Genomic DNA, 18,999 nt, shown 5'->3' with positions numbered 1-18,999 from the left:
CGCCCTCACGCCTCACCGAGCCGCGCCGAGATCCGCGCGAGCTGTTCGAGCCGCTGCTCCAGGGTGGGGTGGGTGGAGAGCAGCCGGCTCAGGCTCTCCCCGGAGGAGAAGGCGGGGGCGAACCAGAAGGCGTTGTACGGCTCCGCCTTGCGCAGGTCCTTCGTCGGGATCCGGGCCATCTCGCCGCTCACCTTGGTCAGCGCGGAGGCCAGTGCCGAGGGGCGGCCGGTGAGGAGCGCGGCGGCACGGTCGGCGGCCAGCTCCCGGTAGCGGGACAGCACCCTGGTCAGCAGGAAGCTGACGACGTAGACGGCGGCGCTGACCACGGGGACGAGGATCAGGGCGATGCCCGCCGTGCTGTCCCGGCTGCGGCCGAGACCGCTGTAGAGCGCGACCCGCGTCATCATCCCGGCGAGGACCCCGAGGAAGGACGCGACGGTCATGACCGCGACGTCCCGGTGCGCCACGTGCGACATCTCGTGCGCGAGGACCCCCTCCAGCTCCTCCGGCTCCAGGCGCCGCAGCAGGCCGGTCGTGACGCAGACGAGCGCGGTCCTCTCGCCGCGACCGGTGGCGAACGCGTTGGGCACGTCGCTCTCGGCGATCGCCACCTTCGGCTTCGGCATGTCGGCCAGCGCGCAGATCCGGTCCACGGTGCCGTGCAGCTCGGGCGCCTGCTCGCGGGTCACCTCGTGGGCCCCCATCCCCAGCGCGGCGATCCGGTCGCTGAACCAGAACTGCCCCACGAACAGCGCGCCCGTGATCAGCAGGATGACGGGCCAGGAGCCGCGCAGCAGCACCAGTAGGACGCCGACGAAGACCACGTACAGCAGGCCGATCAGGAACATCGTCGTCGCCATGCGGGTCGCGAGCCCCCGGTCGGGGGCGTAGCGCGAGCGGGACGAGGACCGGGTTCCGGACATCCGCGCACCCTCTTCCAGCAGGGGCGGGACCGGCCGGACCCGGGCCGGGGCAGGCCTTCCGCCCCCTTCAGCCAGTGTGCTCCCGCGCGCGCCGGAACGGGGGCGGGGCGGGGGGAGCCGCCGGGTACGATCCCGGGGTTCCGGCGGCCGCGCGTGCGCGGCGGACGCCTACGCGTGACCGTTCGAGGGGGACCACATGACAGGGCGAGGGGCCGTCGCGATCGAGCCCATGGACGGACCGGCCGCGGTGCGGGCCCAGGACGCGTTCAGGCTGGTCTACGCCGAGGCCTTCGCCGGCCCTCCGTACCACGAGACCGAGGACGGCGTCGCCGCCGCCTTCCGCCGCTTCCCCGTCCAGGCCGGCGACCACGGTTTCCGCGCCGCCCTGGCCCGTGCCGAGGAGGGCGAGCCGGTCGGCATGGCGTACGGCAGGCCGCTCCCGCCCGACGCGGTGTGGTGGGACGAGCTCACCGAGCCCGTGCCCGCCGGGACGCGGCGCGAGGACGGGCGCCGCACCTTCGGCCTCATGGAGATCGCGGTGCGCGGGCCGTGGCGCGGCCAGGGCGTCGCACGGGCCCTGCACACGGCGCTGCTCGACGGGATCGGTGCCGAGCGGGTGCTGCTGAACGTCCACCCGGCGAACCGGGCGGCGACGGCCGCCTACCGGGCGTGGGGCTACCGCAAGGTCGGCGAGACACGGCCGGGAGGCGGAGCCGCGGACCTCCACGACGTGATGCTGCTCGACCTGCCCGGCCCGGCCTGACCCGGAAGACTAGGTGAGCAGGCGGTCGCTCAGGAAGGCCAGGATCTCGTCCCGGGCCCGGACGGTGGGGTGACCGGCCTCGTCGACGAGGTGGGCGGTGACGACGCTGTGCGGCGTGCCGACCTGCTCGGCGAAGAACGGCGGGGGAGCGGGGTTCGCCGCGCCGTCCGGGAGGACACGGCCGTCGAAGGCGTCCCCGAGCAGCGCGCGGTACGCGGCGAAGCGGCGGCCCGTGCACCAGCGGTCGCCCTCGAAGCGGTAGGAGAGGACGGTCAGCCCGTCGCGGGCCACCCGCTCCCGGATCGCGTGCGCGTCCGCCTCGTCGAGTTCGAGCCCGCCGGGGTCGTCGAGGGGCAGGGAGGGGTGGTTGACCACGGGTGCGATCACGGCCGGCTCCAGGGCCATGGTGAGGGCGAAGTTGCCGGTGAAGCAGAGGCCGATCGCGCCGACGCCCGGGCCGCCGCACTCGGCGTGCGCCCGGCGCGCCAGCCCCCGCAGCCACGCCGTGACCGGGCTCGTACCGCCTCCGGCGAACGCCCGGAACTCCGCGCTGACGCACGCCCGCCGCACCACCTCCATGCCCCCTTCGAGCGTGGGGAAGGCGCCGTCGGTCCCGAAGAGGGAGGGCACGTGGACGGTGAAGCCGGCGTCCCGCACCCAGCGGGCGAGGCGCAGCACGTCGGGGCTGATGCCGGGCATCTCGGGCAGGACGACGACGGCGGGCCCGGTACCCGCCGTGTGGACCGTCTTCACCACGCCGTCCACGTCGACGAGGCGGTGGTCGAAGTCGTCGATCGGATCGTCGGCAGGAGGAGTCATGGGCCCAGCGTGGCCCGCCGCCCGGGCACCGGGTGAGGGGCGAGATCGCCAAGTCCACCGGTAATCTCGCCACCATGAGTGCGCTGCGCGTCGGTGTCCTGGCCTATCCGGGCTGCTTCGCCTCCGAAGTCTTCGGCGTGCCGGACCTGTTGACGATGGCCGGCCACGTCGCGGGGCCCGCAGGGCCGGGCTACCGGGTGTCGATCGTCTCGCCGCGCCGCCGGGTCACCGCCTCCGGCGGCGCCCGGCTGGACGTCGGTCCGCTGCGTGAGTCCGACGTCCTCGTCGTACCGGGCTTCGAGCTGCTCCTCGACGCCGACCCCGACGAGCGGCTCGGCGCCCTCGCGCCCGAGATCGCGGCGATCCGCGCGCACTTCGCCGCGGGCACCGCCGTCGTCTCCCTCTGCGTCGGCGCGTTCCTGCTGGCCGACGCCGGGCTGCTCGACGGGCGCCGCGCCACGACCTCCTGGCTCCACGCGGACGCGCTGGCCCGGCGCCGCCCGGCCGCCGACGTCCGGCCCGAGGAACTCGTCGTCACCGACACGGGGGTGACGACCACGGCCGCCTTCAGCGCCATGTACGACTTCGCGCTGGACCTGATCCGCCGGCACGGCGGGCCCCGCGTGGCCCGCGCCACCGCCCGCCTCGCCCTCGTCGACGACGCGCGCACCTCGCAGACCCCCTACGTGGACGCCCGGCTCCTCCCGCAGCCCGGCCACGGGTTCTCCGAGCGGGTCATGCGCCACCTCGACCAGCACCTCGCCGCCCGCTACGACCTCGCGTCCCTCGCCGCCGCCTTCGGCGTCAGCACCCGGACCCTGCTGCGCCGCTTCGCCGCCGAGACGGGCCGCACCCCCCTCGCGCACCTCCAGTCCTCCCGCGTCCGCCGCGCCCGCCACCTCCTGGAGACCACCGACCGCACCGTGGCCGCCATCGCCGCCTCCGTCGGCTACCGCGACCCCGGCACCTTCACCGCCCTCTTCATCCGGCACACGGGCCATCCGCCGAGCGCCCACCGCGCGGCCTTCCGCTCCCGCCGACAGCCGACGACGTGAACAGCGTAGGTCAAGGAGGCATCCGGGAAAGGGAGTTGCCGGAGCGCTGCGATACGTTGACGACGTGACCGACATCGAATCGCGCATCGACACCTCCCGGCCGCACACCGCCCGGATATGGAACTACTGGACCGGCGGCAAGGACAACTACCCGGTCGACCGGGAGGCCGGCGACCGGATCCGCGAGCTGCACCCCGGGATCGGGGAGTACGCGAAGGCGGACCGGCTGTTCCTGGGGCGGGCGGTGCGGCACCTGGCCGAGCAGGAGGGCGTCCGGCAGTTCCTGGACATCGGCACGGGACTGCCGAGCGCCGACAACACGCACGAGGTCGCCCAGCGCGTCGCCCCCGACGCGCGGGTCGTGTACGTCGACAACGACCCGCTCGTGCTCGCGCACGCCCGCGCCCTGCTGGTCGGCACGCCCGAGGGCCGCACCGACTACCTGGACGCGGACCTGCGGGACGTCGACACGATCCTCGCCGCCGCGGCGAAGACCCTCGACCTCACGCAGCCGGTCGCGCTGATGCTGCTCGGGGTCGTCATCTTCGTCGAGGACGACGAGGAGTCGTACGGCATCGTCCGCCGCCTGATGGACGCGCTCGCCCCCGGCAGCCACCTCGTGCTGTCCCACACGGTCACCCACCCCGACATGCCGGACGTCGACGCGGCGGTGGCGTTCTGGAACGAGCACGGCACCCCGAAGCTCACCCAGCGCGCCCCCGGGGCGATCGCCCGCTACTTCGACGGCCTGGAGCTGCTGGAGCCCGGCGTGGTGTCCTGCTCCGCGTGGCGGCCGGAGACGGAGACGCCCGACGTCGCCATGTACGCGGGCGTCGGCCGCAAGCGGTAGGGGTCACGGGGTCAGCCAGCCGCGCAGGAGCCTGCTCACGGCGGGCATCGCCACGTAGGTCATCAGCACGTTGAAGACGCAGGCGACGACCGCGCTGCTCAGCAGGAGGGGGAGCGCGGTGAGGCGGGGGACGAGGAAGAGGCTGCCGAACACGGAGATCGGGTAGATCGCCAGGGTCGCGCTGACCGCCATCTTCCACCGGGGCGGCGCGGGCCGGGTCGATCCCGGCTTGGCGAACCAGGTCTCCATGCCGGTGAGCTCGCGCCGGGCGATCTCGGTGTGGTGGTGGCCCTGGCAGTCGGCGAACCAGGCGGCCCGCTCGGGGGACTCCTGCCAGGCCCGGCAGGCCTCCGCGTCCCGGAACCGGTGGACGAGGAACCAGGGGGCGTCGCCGCCGGAGGAGCGGAAGAGCCCGTAGCCGAGGTGGCCGGGGAAGCCGGCCGCCGTGTCGAGGATGCCCTTCGCCCACAGCTCGAAGGAGGCCTCGTGACCGGGCTCCACCCGGCGGGCTATCAGCAGGGTCACCTCGCCGGTGTCGGCGGGGACGGTGGTGTGCTCGAGGTGGGCCACGGTCATGGGTACTCCTCATGATCATGCCGCGCCCGTGCCCACTCTACGCGGAACCGCCGGGCCGCCGGGCCGCCGGGCCGCCGGGCCGCCGGGCCGCCGGGCCGGCGGGCCACCGGGTCCCCGGGCCGCCGGGCCGCCGGGAGCGGTGCGGAGGGGCGGTCGCTCCTTCAGCGCATTCGGCGCCGGGCCGCCGCGCGGCGCCGGAGCGGACCGACGGGTTCGGGATATCAGTGGTCGCAGGCGGCGGTCGGCGGTGACCGCCCTGTCCGGAAAGGCGGGAGTCCCGTGACCGTCAAGGCCATCCCCGAGGGATATCCGCGCGTCACGCCGTACCTCTGCGTCGACGGGGCCGCGGAGGCGATCGACTTCTACGTCGCCGTGCTCGGGGCGACCGAGCGGATGAGGATGCCGGCGCCCGACGGCACGATCGGCCATGCCGAGCTGGAGCTCGGGAACGCGCTCATCATGCTCGCGGACGAGTTCCCGAGTATGGGCTTCCGCTCGCCGAGGACGGTGGGCGGCACGCCCGTCACCCTGCACGTGTACGTCGAGGACGTCGACGCGGTCTTCGCCGAGGCCCTCGCCCGGGGCGCCACGGAGCTGTCACCGGTGAAGAACGAGTTCTACGGCGACCGCACCGGACAGTTCGAGGACCCCTTCGGACACCGCTGGAACCTGTCCACGCACGTCGAGGACGTCTCCCCGGAGGAGATGGAGAAGCGGGCAGGGGAGGCCGTGCGGGCCATGGAGTTCCCCCGGGACGGCGCCTGAGGGGCCCGCGCCGCCCGCCGGTTCACCGGACCCGGAAGGTGGCCATCATGCCCATGGCCGAGTGGTCGAGCATGTGGCAGTGGTACACGTAGTCGCCGCGGAAGCCGTCGAACGTCATGTGCAGCTTCACCGTCTCGCCCGGCATGACCCGCACCGTGTCCTTCAGGCCCGCCTCGGTCGGGCCCGCGGGCCGCCCGCCGCGTTCGAGGACCCGGAACTGCACCAGGTGCACGTGGAAGTTGTGCGGGGCGCGCTTGTTGGTGTTGGTGACGTTCCAGATCTCGGAGGACCCGAACGCCACGGTGGTGTCGACGCGATCGGGGTCGAACATCCGCCCGTTGATGAACCCCCGGGGGTCGGGGCGCCCGTCCTCGTCCATGCCGAGCTCGATGTGGCGGGTGACGGCGGCCTTGGGCAGAGCGGCGGCGGGCGGCAGCGTCCGCAGGACCTCGGGGACGCGGCTGGGGTCGTCGGCGGTACGCACGACGTCGAAGCGGAGCACCTTGCCGGTCTGCTCGGGCCGGCCGGGGCCGGTGTTGGCGAGGACCAGCCGGGTGCCGACGGGGTGGCGGGAGAAGTCGACGACCACGTCGGCGCGTTCCCCGGGCGAGAGCGTGAGGACGGGCACGGCGACGGGGCGTTCGAGCAGCCCGCCGTCCGAGCCGATCTGGGTGAGCGGGGTGCCGTCGGACAGACTCAGCGCGAAGAGCCGCAGGTTGGAGCCGTTGAGCAGCCGGAACCGGTACTTGCGGGCCGCGACCTGGAAGTACGGGGTGGGCTTGCCGTTGACGAGGAGGGTGGTGCGCTGCCGGTCGCTCATCGTGTACGCCAGCTGGCCGCGCTCGTCGAAGCGGGCGTCGCGGATCGTGACGGGCACGTCGTACCGGCCCTTGGGCAGCGGAAGGCTCTGTTCGAGGTCGTCCGTGAGCAGATAGCCGCCGGACAGGCCGCGGTAGACGTGCTCGGCCTCCATGTGGTGGGCGTGGTCGTGGAACCAGAGCGAGGCGTGGGGCTGCCGGTTGGTGTACACGTACGTCCGCGCGGTGCCGGGGGCGAAGACGTCCATCGGGTTGCCGTCGTGGCTGGGCGGGACGCTTCCGCCGTGCAGGTGGACGGTGACGGGCATGTGGAGGCCGTTGTGGTGGCGGACGAGGACCCGCCGCCCGGAGCGGGCGTGGATGACGGGGCCGGGGAAGTGCCCGTCGTAGGTCAGGACGTCGGTGGCGACGCCGGGGAGGATCTCGGCGGTGGCCTTGCGGATGGTCAGCTCGTAGACGTCCGCGTCGCCCGTCGAGGAGAGGGGGCGCAGCACGGGCGGGACCGGCATGGCCGTGCCGAAGGCGGGCGGCACGGGGGCGGGCGCACGGCGCGGGCCGGCCGGCGGCAGGGCCTCCGCCGCGTGCGCCTCGCCCCCGGCGGAGGTGCCGGGGGCGAAGAACGGCAGGCCTGCGGCGGCGAGGGCCCCGCCGAGCACGCTGCGACGGGTGATCATCGGCTTCCTCCCGGGAGGTGGGCGGCACATGACGCCGGACGAGGGGCTTCCGGCGGGCCGGCCGACACCCTGTGATCCAGGTCTAACCGAGAGCGGGGAGAACCGCACACGGCGACGGCGCCGGCACGGCCCGCCGCGCGCCGCCCCTGGTCGGCCCGGGCGGCGTGACGGCTGGGGCGAGGGCCGTTCGCCCCCGCGCCGGGCCAGGTACTCCGTGCGGGGAAGACGGGAGGCGCGCCGGGGGACGAGGAGGGCCCGACGGGGGGACGCGGTGCGCGGGGCGCAGCCGCGGGTGAGGAACGCGAGGCGGGCCACGGGCAGCAGGCAGACGGTCCGCGGTGCACCAGGGCGGGCGGACGCCCGGCACCAGGTCGACGCCGACGATCGCGCCCGGCAGGACGACGGCGAGGGACCGCACGCGCTCGAAGGCGCGCCGGGGTCCCCGGGAGACCGGCACGGCCGGCCGGCGTCGCCGTGCCGTGCTCGGCCTCGCGAGGAGGGTCGCCGTGCTCGGCCTCGCGAGGAGGGCCGAGGGGCCCCGGTCAGCCGGTCTTCGCCAGGCCCGTCGCCCGGCCGTCCGCGTCCCGGGTGACCTCCAGGACCTCGTCGACGGCGCCGCGGTCGATCGGCCCGAACACGTGCGGGAAGAGGGTCCCCTCGGGGACGCCGGGCGGCGGGGTCGGCGCGGCGGCCTCCCACTCCGTCCTGGCGGTGAGCCGGCTCTCGTCGAGGAGGAGCACCAGGAGGGGTCCGGAGGCGCTGCCGAAGAAGGCGTCGACGACGGCGAGCGTGGTCGGCTCGTCGGGGGAGCAGTGGACGAAACCCTCCTCCGCGAGGGAGGCGGGGGCGTACGGCTCCTCCGGCCGGGCGGACCATTCGGCGGGCGTCACCACGTGGTAGATCATGCTCCGGTTATAGCAGGGCGTTCCGCGCCCTCCGCGGGGCCGGGGACGCCGGAGGTCACCAGGCGGGCCCGGCCTCGATCAGCAGGTCCCGGACCCGGGTCACGTCGGGGTTGTCGGGGCGGCCCGGGCGCTGGACGAGATAGCCGGTGTTGATGGGCGGGTCCTCCGGCTCGTGCAGGGACACCAGGGCGCCGGAGGCCAGTTCGGCGTGGCAGAGGTAGCGCGGCAGGACGCTGAAGCCCGCTCCGGCCACGACGGCGGCGAGCACCCCGCGGAGATCGGGCACGGTCACGGCGGCGGGGCGGGACAGCCGCGCCCCGAAGACATGGCGCCAGTAGCGGCGGGCTATGGGCAGGTCCTCGGCGTACGCGACCAGGGGGACGGGGTACAGCGCCGCCGGCCCCTCCAGGGCCAGTCGCTCCTTGACGCGGTCGGCCCACACGGGGGCCGCGACGAGGACGAACTCCTCGTCGGTGAGCGGCACGGCGGTCAGCGCCCGCCCGCGCGGCCGGAAGGTGGCGATCACCAGGTCGTGCCGGCCCGCGCGCAGCTCGTCGAGGAGCGGCTCGGTCAGACCCGGGCTCACCCTCAGCCGTACGCCTTCGGCCGCCAGCGGGGCGAGGGCGGGCAGGACGCGCGCACAGAGCAGCTCGGCGGGGCCCGCCAGATGGACGGGAGCGGTCCGCTCGTGGGACGCGGCCTCGTGCCCGGCCACCGCGGCCAGCGCGTCGAGGGGCCCGGCGACCCGGGCGGCGAGGTCGTCGGCGACGGCGGTCGGGGCGACACCGCGCGGCAGCCGCTCGAAGAGCTCGCGCCCCGTCTGCCGCTCCAGGGCGCGGATCTGGGTGGTCACCGTCGGCTGCGACAGGCTGAGCAGTCCCGCGGCCGCGGTGAACGAACCGGAGCGGTGGACGGCGAGGAACGTCCGCAGCAGGTTCAGATCGGCCACCGGCTGCACCGCACCATCGGAATCCCTATGTCTCACCCGCCCCAGCCTATCGGCCGGGCTATGGGAGGGCGGCTTCTCCCCGGAACGTGCGCCGGTACGCGAGAGGGGAGACGCCGATCGCCGCGTGGAGGTGCTGGCGCAGCGAGGTGCCGGTGGTGAAGCCCGCCTGGCTCGCGACGTCGTCCACGGCGAGGTCCGTGGTCTCCAGCAACTGCCGGGCCCGGGCCACCCGTTGCTGGATCAGCCAGCGGCCGGGGCTCATGCCGACCTCCTCGTCGAACCGGCGGGCGAAGGTCCGCAGGCTCATCCGGGCGTGGCCGGCGAGCTCGCTGAGCGTGAGCGGCTCGTGCAGGTTCTCCAGCGCCCACTGCCGGGTCGCCGAGGTCCCGTTCGCGGTGGCCTCCGGCACGGGCTGCTCGATGTACTGGGCCTGCCCGCCGTCCCGCCAGGGCGGTACGACGCACACACGCGCCACGTGGTTGGCGACGGCGGTGCCGTGGTCCTTCCGCACGAGGTGCAGGCAGACGTCCACGCCGGACGCGGCGCCCGCCGAGGTCAGCACGTCGCCGTCGTCGACGAACAGCACGTCGGGGTCGAGCGCCACCTGCGGGAACCACTGGCGGAAGACGGCGGCGAGCGCCCAGTGCGTCGTGGCGGGGCGGCCGTCCAGCAGCCCGGCGGCGGCCAGGACGAACGCGCCCGTGCAGATGGACACGAGGCGCGCCCCGGCGGGCACGGACGCCAGCGCCCCGGCGACCCCGGCGGGGAGTTCGCGGGAGAGGAGGGCCATGTCGAAGGGCGGAAGGATCACGGTGTCGGCCGTGCGGAGCACCTCGGGCCCGTGCGCGACCGTCACGGAGAAGTCGGAGTTGGTGCGGACGGGCAGGCCGTCCACCGAGCAGGTCAGGACCTCGTAGTGCTCGGCCGCCGCGTCGAACACGCGGCTGGGGATGCCCAGCTCGAAGGGGTAGACCCCGTCCAGGGCGAGGACGACGACACGATGACGGTCACCCATGGCAGGATCCCTTCGAAAGATGGCAATCGTGCCATGGTACGCGGCGGAGCCGGCGACGAGGCTGGAGCGCATGACGAATCCCACCATGCGCGCCATCAGCCAGGACGCCCACGGAACCGCCGAGGTCCTCAAGGAGGTCGTGATCCCGCGGCCCGTGCCCGGCCCCGGCCAGATCCTCGTCGCCGTCCGCGCGGCCGGCGTCAACCCGACCGACTGGAAGCACCGCGCCGGCGCCCTCTTCCTCGACCGCCTCCCCCTCGTCCTCGGCTGGGACGTCTCCGGGGTCGTGGCGGCCGTCGGCTTCGGCGTGACCGTGTTCAAGCCCGGCGACGAGGTCTTCGGCATGCTGCCGTACCCGTACGGAGTGGGCTCCCACGCCGAGTACGCGACCGGACCCGCCCGCGCCTTCGCCCACAAGCCCGCCGAGATCGACCACGTGCAGGCCGGCGCCCTGCCGCTCGCCGCCCTCACCGCGTACCAGGCGATCGTCGACACCGCCCGGATCGGCGCCGGCGGGCGGGTCCTGATCCACGCGGCCGCCGGAGGCGTCGGCCACCTCGCCGTCCAGATCGCCAAGTCCCTGGGCGCGTACGTCATCGGCACCGCGAGTGCCCCGAAGCACGAGTTCGTCCGCTCCCTGGGCGCGGACGAGGTCGTCGACTACCGCACCACCGACTTCGCCGAGGTCGTCCGCGACGTCGACATGGTCCTCGATCCGATGTCCGGCGACACCCGCACCCGCTCCCTCGACGTCCTGCGCCCCGGCGGCACGCTCGTCTCCCTCCTCCCGCCCACCGACCCCGACGAGCCGGCCAGGGCGTCCGCGCGGGGCGTCCGCGTGGAGACCCTCCTCGTCGAGGCCGACCACGCCGGGATGAACGCCGTCGCCGCCCTCGTGGCCTCCGGTGCCCTCCGCCCCCACGTCGAGGCCGTCTTCCCCCTCGCCGAGGCCGCCAAGGCCCACGCGCTCGGCGAGACCGGCCGCACCACCGGCAAGCTCGTCCTCACCGTCGACGCCCCGTCGGCCGGAGCCTGAGCCCGACCCGGCGGACCCGTGCGCCGGACGCCGTGACCAGGGGGAGCCGGCGGTCCGCCGGCAGCGGCTCGAAGCCCACCGGGTGGAGCTCCGGCGCCGGGTGGAGCTCCGGCGCCGGGTGGCGGAGGCGCAGGTCTGCCTCGGCCTGGTCGCATGCGCGCCGGCTGCTCCCGTGACGACCTCGCGGGCTGCCCCCGGCTCCAGGACCTCGTGGCCGCCGCGGCCGAGGGCGGGGACCTTCCCGGCGCGACCGGTGCCGAAAGGCCTACTCGCTGGTACGGTCCCTGACCTACCGGTGCTCCACGGGGAGCCGCCGGAGCCGGGGAGGGGCGGAGCCATGGCGCGACGGACGGACGGGGTGCTCCCCGAGGGGCTGGCCGAGGCGATACGGGGCACCGCCGACGACATCGCGGCGGTCCTGCGCGCCGAGGCGCCTGCCGGCGCCGGGGACGTCGCGCGGCTCCCCGTCCCCCGCTCCACCTGGACGGTCGGCGAGGCCGCCGCCCATCTGGCACAGGCCAACGCCCTCATGGCCGACCTGGCCGCCGGGTACGAGCGCCCCTACGGCGACGGCACCCCCGGCAGCCTGGCCGAGGCCAACGAACGCGCCCTCGCCGGATTCGGCGAGCGGTCACCCGGCCCGCTCGCCGAGATGATCACGGAGCGGGCCGCCGCGTTCCTCGCGGGCGTCGAGGAGCGCGACCCGGCCGAGCGGCTCTCCACTCCGCTCGGCCCCATGGGCCCGGCCGTCCTCGGCTCGTACCTGCTGACCCACATGCTCGGCCACGGCTACGACCTCGCCCTGGCCCTGGGCCGGCCCCACATGCTCGACGCGCACCGGGTCGGGCTCACCCTGCCGTTCATGATCGAGGCGATGCCCCGGGTCGCCGATCCGGCCGCCGTCGCGGGCCTGACCGCGAGCTTCGCCGTACGGCTCCGGGGAGGCCCGGGCTTCGGCGTCACCGTCACGGACGGCGCGGTCCGGACCGGCCACGAGCCACCGGCCCGTCCCGACTGCACGATCCTCACGGAGCCGGTCGCCTTCCTCCTCCTCGGCCTCGGACGGGTCGACCCCTGGCCGGTGATCGCGCGCGGCAGGGCCCTCGGCTGGGGCCGCAAGCCGTGGCTGGCGCCCCGCTTCCCCCGCCTCTTCCGCGCGCCCTGACCCGTCCCCGCGCGTTCCCGTCCCGGCCGATGGATCCTGGAGGTATCGGAAGGGGCCGCACCTCGATTCCGCGCGGCCCGGCGATGCGAGGAGGCGGACCATGAGCCGCACGCTGGAATGGACGGTCGGCCTGGAACTGACCGAGGACAGCGGCAGGACGAAGGCCGAGGCCCGGCTGACCACCGGCACCTCGACCCTCACGGGCCACGGCTCCGCGCGGTGCAACCCGGCGGACGTGGACGTGCCGGCGATCGGCGACGAACTCGCCGCGAGCCGGGCGATGAAGGACCTGGCGGGCAAGCTCATGCGGGAGGCCAACCGGGAGATGGAGGCGGTGGGGGCGGGCACCGTGCCGCAGCACACCGGCCCCGGGTACGGCTGGCCGGAGGCGGTCTCCTGACGGAGCCGCCACCCGCACCGGGAGCCCGGCGGTCCGGAACGGCCCCGCCGGGCTCCCCGCCCGTGCCCGGGACGCGGCCACCGGGGAGAACCCGCCGCCCCGGAGCGTCCGACGGACCCGGGGCCGACCGGAGCGCCCACCCGTCCTAGGCCGGGCCCTCGCCCCCTTCGCACGTCATCCGGTCCACGACCTCCACCACCCCGTCGACCGTCTCGCACAGGCGGACCAGGATCGGGCCGAGGTTCGCGCGTTCCAGGGTGCCGCTGAGCGTCACCCGGCCCTCGTCGACGTCGATGTGCACGGCCGAGGGGGAGAGGTGCAGGATGCGGACGATCACGTCCTCGCGGATCTCCTCCTGGATCGAGCGGTCCCTCCGCAGGAACAGCTGGAGCAGATCGCTGCGGCTGAGCACCCCGATCAGCCGGCCGTCCGCGTCCACGACGGGGAGCCGCTTCACCCGGTGCCGTTCCATCAGACGGGCGGCCTCGACCGCCGTCCAGGAGGGCCGGGCCGTCACGGCCGGGCTCGACATCATGGCCTCGGCCGTGCTCGGGCCGTCCTTGGCCGTGTGCCGCCGCAGCAGGTCGGCCTCGGAGACGACGCCCACCGGCCGGTTCTCCTCGTCGACCACCGGGACCGCGGTGATGCCGTACTCGTCGAGGAGCCGCGCGATCTCCTTGAACGACGTCCCGCGCTGCACCGCGACCGCGGTGGGCGTCATCAGGTCCGCGACACTGCGGTGCCTCATCGTCCGTTCCGTCCCTTCTGCGTTCCGGATTCCATGATCCCGCACCGCGGCCCGTCCTGGTGCGAGGGGGGTCCGAGGGGTGGCCGGAAACACGGCGGGAAACGGGGTGCGACAGGGGCTTGTGAGCATGACACGGCCGTGGTTACCTCCGGTAAGTCGTCGTCGCGCCACGGAAGAAGGACCCCCCATGCCCTCTCCCCGCACGTCCGGGACCCGCCGCTTCCTCGGAGCCCTCGCGGCCTCCCTCACCCTCGTCGCCGCGTCCGCGGGCGCCGGGTCCGCCTCCGTCCCGGGACCGGCCGCCGCCCCCGCCGGGCTCAAGGAGGTGATGTTCGTCGGCAACAACTGGGACGGCACCGCCGACGTCATCGCCTCCCACGGCGACTTCCGTCGCGTCGCCCGCGTGAACGTGATCCCCGACAAGGAGGAGCGCCTCCGCGAGATCTACCTCAACCCCGTCAAGCTCGCCTTCTTCCTCGGCGTCCGCAGCGGACCGGGCGAGGGGCACGACCAGTTCGTCGACGACATGTACGCGACCCCCGACGGCACCGCCATGGTCGTCTCCCGCCCCAGCTTCGCCGACGTCGTCTCCCTCGACCTGCGGACCGGACGGATCAACTGGCGCTTCCCCGTGGCGGGTCACCGCGCCGACCACATGGCCCTCTCGCCCGACGGCACCCGCGTCGCGGTCTCCGCCTCCACCGCGAACACCGTGCACGTCCTGGACGTCGCCACCGGACGCCAGGTCGGCTCCTTCAAGACCGGCGACAAGCCCCACGAGAACGTCTTCACCTCCGACGGCCTGCTCTGGAACATGTCGATCGGCGAGGTCACCACCGCGCTCGACGCCCCCTGGCTCGACTGGACCAAGGGGGACCGGAAGATCACCGTCGTCGACGCCCGCACCTTCGAGACCGTCCGCGTCATCGACATGCGCGACCGCCTCGACGCCTTCGGGCGCGGCGACCTCTCCGACGCCGTCCGCCCGCTCGTCTTCACCCCGGACGAGAAGAAGATCTACTTCCAGGTCTCCTTCTTCAACGGCTTCCTGGAGTACGACGTCGACGCCGACCGCATCACCCGCCTCAAGAACCTCCCCGGCAACCCGGCGACCGACCCCGACCGCACCACCTGGGTCAACGACTCGCGCCACCACGGCCTCTCGATCAGCCCCGACGGCGACAAGCTCTGCGTCGCCGGGACGATGGACGACTACGCCACCGTGGTCGACCGCGACACCCTCCGGGAAGGCCCGCTCGTCCCGGCCTCCAAGCCCTACTGGGCGACCGTGAGCGGCGACGGCACGTCCTGCGTCGTCTCCGAGAGCGGCGCCGACCGGGTCACCGCGATCGACTTCGCCACCGGACAGCGGGTGGCGAGCGTGGACGTCGGCGACCACCCCCAGCGCGTACGCCTCGCCCGCGTCCCCGCCGACTGGACCGGCCCCACCGCCGGCTGAGCAACCGCCGAGCCCCCTCACCCCCTCGCATCCCGAAGGACACCGTGAAGAGAACACTCCTGGGGGCCGCGCTCGCCGCGGCCCTCCTGGCTGCCGGAACCCCGGCGGCACCCGCTTCCGCGACCGCGCCCGTCCCGGCGGGGCCCGCCCTCGCCGACAGCTGGCAGCCCCCGCTCCGCACCCAGGGCCGCTACGTCGTCGACGCGAACGGCGACCGCTTCAAGCTCAAGTCCGCCAACTGGCACGGCGCACAGGGCTCGTGGACCGGCTCGGGCGACCAGGCCGACCCCGTCAACCACAACGCCGGCGAGAAGTCCGACCAGATGCCCCTCGGCCTCGACCGCGCGCCGGTCGCGACGATCCTCGCTGACTTCCACGCCCTCGGCATCAACAGCGTCCGCCTGCCGTTCTCCAACGAGATGCTCCACGACCAGCGGCCCGTTCCCGACGCCGCCGTCGCCGCCAACCCGCAGCTGCGCGGCAAGACCCCGCTCCAGGTCTTCGACGCGGTGATCGCCGCCACCACCGCCGAGGGCTTCGCCGTCGTCCTGAACAACCACACCAACACCTCCCGCTGGTGCTGCGGCCTCGACGGCAACGAGCGCTGGAACACCAGCCAGACCACCGCGCGGTGGGAGGACGACTGGCTCTTCATGGCCCGGCGCTACCGGGGCGACAAGCGGGTCGTCGGCGCCGACCTCTACAACGAGGTCCGGCGCACGATCACCGACGACGCCAACTGGGGCCGGGGCGACTCCCACGACTGGTGGACGGCCACCCAGCGCCTCGGCGACCGGATCCTCACCGAGGCGAACCCCGACCTCCTCGTCGTCGTCGAGGGCATCAACTGGCAGGGCATCCCCGCCGACGGGTTCTTCCACTGGCGGCCGACCCTGGAGCCCGCCCGCACCCTCTCCCACACCCTCGTCGCCTCGGACAAGCTCGTCTACTCGGCCCACTTCTACGGCTACACGGGCCCGAACCACACCGGCGCCACCGGCACCGGCGAGACCCACGACTGGCGCTACCAGGAACTCTCCCGCGACGAACTCTTCGCGACCCTGCGCCGCCAGGCCTTCTTCGTCGCCGCCGACACCGGCCGGCACTACACCGCGCCCGTGTGGATCAGCGAGTTCGGCATCGGCGCCGACGAGACGAACCCCCAGGCCCGTGCCTGGTTCGGCGACTTCGTCGACCACCTGATCGCGAACGACACCGACTTCGCCTACTGGCCGCTCGTCGGCTTCACCGGCCACGGACGGTGGAAGCTCCTCGACTACGACACCGAGGGCCGCCGCTCCGGCATCCTCGACGGCGACGACTGGCGCGCGGCCGACTGGCGGCGGCTCGTCACCGCCCCCGCCCTCACCGGACCCGTGCCGGCCGCCGAGACCTGGGACATGCTGAACCTCGACCACGCCGACGCGGTGCAGTCCCTCCGCACCCGCGCCGGGGGCGACTGGGACCCCGGCGCCCGCAAGGGCACCTGCCCCGACGGGCAACGGCTCGTCGGCCTCGCCCACCGCGACGGACGCGGCCTGTGCACGGACGCCGGAGCCGCCCGGCTCGCCGACCCGGCGGGCGGCTCCACCGTCGTGACCGACGAACGGTACGTCAAGGAGGGCGACTGGGCGGGCGGCTACACCAAGCTCCAGTGCCCCCGCGACCGGTTCATGACCGGCTACAGCGTCCGCGGCCAGGCCGTCTCCGCCGTCCTGTGCGCCGCCGCCTCCCGCGTCCTGCCGGTGACGGGCCGCACGGTCTGGTTCGACCGCGGCGACAACCGCCCCGCGGGGGACCCCGGCGGCGAGTTCGCCCAGGGGAACCACAAGGGACAGTGCGCCACCGGAGAGTACGCGGCCGGGATCGCCTTCACCGGCGCCTGGGCCAAGGGGAAGACCCCCGACGCCCTGCTCTGCCGCGCTCTGTAGGGCGCCGGACAGAGCGGGAGGGGGCCTGCCGGATCCGATCCGGCAGGCCCCCTCTCCGTACGCTCAGGACCTGTTGACGGCCACCTCGTAGAGCGAGTAGCCCCAGTCCGTGGCCCGCTTCACCCCGTGGACGCGCACGTAGCGGGCCGGCTGCGAGTCGAACGTCGCCGTGTCGTAGCCGCCGTCACCCGCGTCCGTGGACCACGCGTTCCGCCAGGTCGTGCCGTCCTCCGACAGTTCGATCCGGTACGCGCGCGCGTAGGCCCGCTCCCAGTCGAGCGTGACCCGCCCGACCCGGCGCACCGAGCCCAGGTCCACCTTCAGCCACTGGTCGTCCGACCACTCGCTGGCCCAGCGGGTCCCCGTGTCGCCGTCGACCGTGAGCCCCGGCGAGAAGTCCACGAAGGGGTTCCACCACTGGGTGGTGCTGGCCGACACCGGCCGCCCGGCCGCGAGGTTCACGCCCGGCTCGTGGTCCTCGGTCCGCTTCCAGGTGGTCAGGTACGACTCCGCTCCCCGCGACAGGTCGTCCACGACGCCCTGACCGCCGGGGGTGAGCCGGATCTGCTCGATCCAGTCCGGCACGAGACCGTTGTGCGCGGCACCGTCGGTGTTGAGGTCCCAGGTGCGCTCACCGGTGACCTGACGGTCGAGGACCGAGCCGCCGTCGAAGCTGCGGAAGGGGTACTTCACCGCGTTCGGCGCGTCCGCCCCGACCGGGCCCGGCCAGCCGCCGACCCCGTTCATGTCCGTGCCGTAGCCGAACCCGACCCCGTACTTCTTCCGCAGGTCCGCCTTCTGGCCCGCCTCACCGACGAAGCCCGTGGCGCTGTGCATGTACGAGGCGGCGAAACCGCCGAGGCGGTAGAGCCGCTCGGTCCAGTCCAGGTCCATCCAGCTGTGGCTGGAGACGACGCCGGGGTACTCCTCGGCCTCCAGGATGTCGAGCGCCCGCCCGGCGGCCTTGACGCTCATGTGGTCGAGCTCCAGCATCATGCCGCGCTGGATCATGCCCTTCAGGGCGTACTCCCCGAGCCGCGTGAGACCCCGGGTGTTGCACTTGGCGTCGGAGGCGTACGAGGGGACGGCCACCCCGGCCGGCAGCTTCTCGGCCATCGCGGCCGGCGCTGCGGCGAGACCGATCGGGTTGTCGTGCTGGGGACCCGCGCACTTCTCGGTGGCCCAGAACGTGCCCGTGGACAGGAACTGGCCGATGTTCACCGCCACACCCGTCGTCCCGCTGTCGAAGCGGACGCCGCAGAGCGCGTTGTCGAACTTGTGGCAGAGGAACATGCTGCGCACGCCGAGCGCGTACAGCTCGTCGAGGCCCTTGTCGATGTCCGCCTGACCGCACTGGGCGATGTCGAGGATCTGCTTGCAGCCGAAGGGCTCCGAGGTCTCCACGCCGAGGACGACGGCGAGCTTGCCCTGCTGGATCACCGAGCGGGCCTGGTCGGCGCTGGTGACGATCCGGAACCAGCCCTTGCCGGGCCCGCCGTACATCCCGTCGACGTAGTCCTGCAGCTCGTACGTCCTGCGGGCCTCCAGACGGATCGCGGTCATCTCGTCGCAGGTGCGGTCCCGGGGCAGGAGCGAGCAGATCAGCCCGTTGGTCACCAGGTCGTTGACGAGGACCCGCTGCCCGCCGCGCCAGGCGCGCTCGACCCAGGCGTAGTAGTTCTGCTGGTGGCTCAGCGAGTCGTGGGCGGGCCAGTCCTTGAACGTGGGCCAGCCGACCGGGTCGTGCTTCCCGTTGTCACCGCCCGTGAGGTGCTCGAAGAGCGCCCCCGAGCCGTCCGGGTAGTGCTCGGGACAGTCCTTGAGGGCGTCGGCGACACCCGCCTGCGAGAACGTCGCCCCGCAGATCATCCGGCCGCCGAAGCCCTCGTTGGACATCAGGTGGTTGTGCGCGTCGACGAATCCGCGCACCCTCCCCTGGGCGTCCGTTCCCTTGAACGGCTCACCGGTGACGTTGATCTGCGAGTCGGGCGCGGGCCGGGACGTGGCTTCCCACCACGTGCCGCCGGCGGCGGCGGGGACCGGAGCGGAGCCGAACAGCACCGCGGCGAGGGCGAGGAGCAGCGCCAGGAGGGCGGATCTGCCGCCGGCCTCGCGCGAGAAGGGTCGAGTCATGTTCTGCGATGCCTC

The 18,999-nt window shown here is 74.0% G+C and carries 18 protein-coding genes; 9 read left to right on the top strand and 9 right to left on the bottom strand.

What is annotated here, in order from left to right:
• Window positions 1-5 precede the first annotated feature (5 nt).
• Window positions 6-923: a zinc metalloprotease HtpX gene (gene htpX / locus ACFYUZ_RS28945; RefSeq protein WP_389314089.1), complete on the bottom strand. Its 918-nt coding sequence runs from the start codon at window positions 921-923 to the stop codon at window positions 6-8.
• A gap of 196 nt (window positions 924-1,119) precedes the next feature.
• Here htpX and ACFYUZ_RS28940 point away from each other — a divergent pair, with 196 nt between their 5' ends.
• Window positions 1,120-1,686: a GNAT family N-acetyltransferase gene (locus tag ACFYUZ_RS28940; RefSeq protein WP_389314087.1), complete on the top strand. Its 567-nt coding sequence runs from the start codon at window positions 1,120-1,122 to the stop codon at window positions 1,684-1,686.
• A gap of 9 nt (window positions 1,687-1,695) precedes the next feature.
• On the opposite strand, the gene ACFYUZ_RS28935 is transcribed toward ACFYUZ_RS28940, so the two are convergent.
• Window positions 1,696-2,505, bottom strand: a complete 810-nt coding sequence (locus ACFYUZ_RS28935) for a dienelactone hydrolase family protein (RefSeq protein ID WP_389314085.1) — start codon at window positions 2,503-2,505, stop codon at window positions 1,696-1,698.
• A 74-nt stretch (window positions 2,506-2,579) separates the two neighbouring features.
• Here ACFYUZ_RS28935 and ACFYUZ_RS28930 point away from each other — a divergent pair, with 74 nt between their 5' ends.
• Together ACFYUZ_RS28930 and ACFYUZ_RS28925 are read left to right on the top strand one after the other, a co-directional pair.
• Window positions 2,580-3,560, top strand: a complete 981-nt coding sequence (locus ACFYUZ_RS28930; RefSeq protein ID WP_389314083.1) for a GlxA family transcriptional regulator — start codon at window positions 2,580-2,582, stop codon at window positions 3,558-3,560.
• Window positions 3,561-3,624: 64 nt separating this feature from the next.
• Complete coding sequence (locus ACFYUZ_RS28925) at window positions 3,625-4,410, top strand: SAM-dependent methyltransferase (RefSeq protein ID WP_389314081.1); 786 nt, start codon at window positions 3,625-3,627, stop codon at window positions 4,408-4,410.
• A 3-nt stretch (window positions 4,411-4,413) separates the two neighbouring features.
• Here ACFYUZ_RS28925 and ACFYUZ_RS28920 read toward each other — a convergent pair whose 3' ends face one another.
• Window positions 4,414-4,986, bottom strand: a complete 573-nt coding sequence (locus ACFYUZ_RS28920; RefSeq protein WP_389314079.1) for an antibiotic biosynthesis monooxygenase — start codon at window positions 4,984-4,986, stop codon at window positions 4,414-4,416.
• 279 nt (window positions 4,987-5,265) lie between these two features.
• On the opposite strand from ACFYUZ_RS28920, the gene ACFYUZ_RS28915 reads away from it, so the two are divergent.
• The gene (locus ACFYUZ_RS28915; RefSeq protein ID WP_389314077.1) at window positions 5,266-5,751 is read left to right on the top strand and encodes a VOC family protein; all 486 of its coding nucleotides are present in this window, start codon (window positions 5,266-5,268) and stop codon (window positions 5,749-5,751) included.
• Between the two features lie 22 nt (window positions 5,752-5,773).
• Here ACFYUZ_RS28915 and ACFYUZ_RS28910 read toward each other — a convergent pair whose 3' ends face one another.
• From ACFYUZ_RS28910 to ACFYUZ_RS28895, 4 genes are all read right to left on the bottom strand, one after another.
• Window positions 5,774-7,243 carry a multicopper oxidase family protein gene (locus ACFYUZ_RS28910; protein WP_389314075.1) on the bottom strand — a complete coding sequence of 490 codons (1,470 nt, stop codon included), beginning with the start codon at window positions 7,241-7,243 and terminating at the stop codon, window positions 5,774-5,776.
• Window positions 7,244-7,785: 542 nt separating this feature from the next.
• The gene (locus ACFYUZ_RS28905; RefSeq protein WP_389314073.1) at window positions 7,786-8,148 is read right to left on the bottom strand and encodes a DUF952 domain-containing protein; all 363 of its coding nucleotides are present in this window, start codon (window positions 8,146-8,148) and stop codon (window positions 7,786-7,788) included.
• 55 nt (window positions 8,149-8,203) lie between these two features.
• Window positions 8,204-9,133, bottom strand: a complete 930-nt coding sequence (locus ACFYUZ_RS28900) for a LysR family transcriptional regulator (protein WP_389314071.1) — start codon at window positions 9,131-9,133, stop codon at window positions 8,204-8,206.
• A 22-nt stretch (window positions 9,134-9,155) separates the two neighbouring features.
• Window positions 9,156-10,112 carry a GlxA family transcriptional regulator gene (locus ACFYUZ_RS28895; protein WP_389314069.1) on the bottom strand — a complete coding sequence of 319 codons (957 nt, stop codon included), beginning with the start codon at window positions 10,110-10,112 and terminating at the stop codon, window positions 9,156-9,158.
• Between the two features lie 85 nt (window positions 10,113-10,197).
• On the opposite strand from ACFYUZ_RS28895, the gene ACFYUZ_RS28890 reads away from it, so the two are divergent.
• The 3 genes from ACFYUZ_RS28890 to ACFYUZ_RS28880 all read left to right on the top strand — a co-directional run bounded on the left by ACFYUZ_RS28890 (window position 10,198) and on the right by ACFYUZ_RS28880 (window position 12,713).
• Window positions 10,198-11,148 (top strand): NADP-dependent oxidoreductase, encoded by a 951-nt coding sequence (locus ACFYUZ_RS28890; RefSeq protein WP_389314128.1) that lies wholly within the window; start codon window positions 10,198-10,200, stop codon window positions 11,146-11,148.
• A 337-nt stretch (window positions 11,149-11,485) separates the two neighbouring features.
• Window positions 11,486-12,313, top strand: coding sequence for a maleylpyruvate isomerase family mycothiol-dependent enzyme (locus ACFYUZ_RS28885; protein WP_389314067.1), 828 nt, complete (start codon window positions 11,486-11,488; stop codon window positions 12,311-12,313).
• A 100-nt stretch (window positions 12,314-12,413) separates the two neighbouring features.
• Window positions 12,414-12,713, top strand: coding sequence for a dsRBD fold-containing protein (locus ACFYUZ_RS28880; protein WP_389314065.1), 300 nt, complete (start codon window positions 12,414-12,416; stop codon window positions 12,711-12,713).
• A gap of 145 nt (window positions 12,714-12,858) precedes the next feature.
• On the opposite strand, the gene ACFYUZ_RS28875 is transcribed toward ACFYUZ_RS28880, so the two are convergent.
• Window positions 12,859-13,461, bottom strand: a complete 603-nt coding sequence (locus ACFYUZ_RS28875) for a CBS domain-containing protein (RefSeq protein WP_389314063.1) — start codon at window positions 13,459-13,461, stop codon at window positions 12,859-12,861.
• 187 nt (window positions 13,462-13,648) lie between these two features.
• Between ACFYUZ_RS28875 and ACFYUZ_RS28870 the strand changes: the two genes are divergently transcribed.
• Together ACFYUZ_RS28870 and ACFYUZ_RS28865 are read left to right on the top strand one after the other, a co-directional pair.
• Window positions 13,649-14,920 (top strand): YncE family protein, encoded by a 1,272-nt coding sequence (locus ACFYUZ_RS28870; protein ID WP_389314061.1) that lies wholly within the window; start codon window positions 13,649-13,651, stop codon window positions 14,918-14,920.
• A 44-nt stretch (window positions 14,921-14,964) separates the two neighbouring features.
• The gene (locus tag ACFYUZ_RS28865) at window positions 14,965-16,851 is read left to right on the top strand and encodes a glycoside hydrolase family 5 protein (RefSeq protein ID WP_389314059.1); all 1,887 of its coding nucleotides are present in this window, start codon (window positions 14,965-14,967) and stop codon (window positions 16,849-16,851) included.
• A 63-nt stretch (window positions 16,852-16,914) separates the two neighbouring features.
• On the opposite strand, the gene ACFYUZ_RS28860 is transcribed toward ACFYUZ_RS28865, so the two are convergent.
• Window positions 16,915-18,984 (bottom strand): discoidin domain-containing protein, encoded by a 2,070-nt coding sequence (locus tag ACFYUZ_RS28860; protein WP_389314057.1) that lies wholly within the window; start codon window positions 18,982-18,984, stop codon window positions 16,915-16,917.
• Window positions 18,985-18,999: the final 15 nt, after the last annotated feature.

It is taken from the genome of Streptomyces sp. NPDC004266, assembly GCF_042874095.1.
Lineage (GTDB): Bacteria > Actinomycetota > Actinomycetes > Streptomycetales > Streptomycetaceae > Streptomyces.
Note: the sequence above shows the minus strand (reverse complement) of the source record. Positions and strands in the feature narration are given on the sequence as shown.

Excerpts from the sequence above, each read along its gene's own strand:
- ACFYUZ_RS28875 (WP_389314063.1), bottom strand. The coding sequence starts at position 13,461 with ATGAGGCACCGCAGTGTCGCGGACCTGATGACGCCCACCGCGGTCGCG.
- ACFYUZ_RS28935 (WP_389314085.1), bottom strand. The coding sequence starts at position 2,505 with ATGACTCCTCCTGCCGACGATCCGATCGACGACTTCGACCACCGCCTC.
- ACFYUZ_RS28885 (WP_389314067.1), top strand. The coding sequence starts at position 11,486 with ATGGCGCGACGGACGGACGGGGTGCTCCCCGAGGGGCTGGCCGAGGCG.
- ACFYUZ_RS28890 (WP_389314128.1), top strand. The coding sequence starts at position 10,198 with ATGCGCGCCATCAGCCAGGACGCCCACGGAACCGCCGAGGTCCTCAAG.
- ACFYUZ_RS28860 (WP_389314057.1), bottom strand. The coding sequence starts at position 18,984 with ATGACTCGACCCTTCTCGCGCGAGGCCGGCGGCAGATCCGCCCTCCTG.
- ACFYUZ_RS28940 (WP_389314087.1), top strand. The coding sequence starts at position 1,120 with ATGACAGGGCGAGGGGCCGTCGCGATCGAGCCCATGGACGGACCGGCC.
- ACFYUZ_RS28905 (WP_389314073.1), bottom strand. The coding sequence starts at position 8,148 with ATGATCTACCACGTGGTGACGCCCGCCGAATGGTCCGCCCGGCCGGAG.
- ACFYUZ_RS28880 (WP_389314065.1), top strand. The coding sequence starts at position 12,414 with ATGAGCCGCACGCTGGAATGGACGGTCGGCCTGGAACTGACCGAGGAC.
- ACFYUZ_RS28920 (WP_389314079.1), bottom strand. The coding sequence starts at position 4,986 with ATGACCGTGGCCCACCTCGAGCACACCACCGTCCCCGCCGACACCGGC.
- ACFYUZ_RS28895 (WP_389314069.1), bottom strand. The coding sequence starts at position 10,112 with ATGGGTGACCGTCATCGTGTCGTCGTCCTCGCCCTGGACGGGGTCTAC.
- ACFYUZ_RS28930 (WP_389314083.1), top strand. The coding sequence starts at position 2,580 with ATGAGTGCGCTGCGCGTCGGTGTCCTGGCCTATCCGGGCTGCTTCGCC.
- ACFYUZ_RS28870 (WP_389314061.1), top strand. The coding sequence starts at position 13,649 with ATGCCCTCTCCCCGCACGTCCGGGACCCGCCGCTTCCTCGGAGCCCTC.
- htpX (WP_389314089.1), bottom strand. The coding sequence starts at position 923 with ATGTCCGGAACCCGGTCCTCGTCCCGCTCGCGCTACGCCCCCGACCGG.
- ACFYUZ_RS28910 (WP_389314075.1), bottom strand. The coding sequence starts at position 7,243 with ATGATCACCCGTCGCAGCGTGCTCGGCGGGGCCCTCGCCGCCGCAGGC.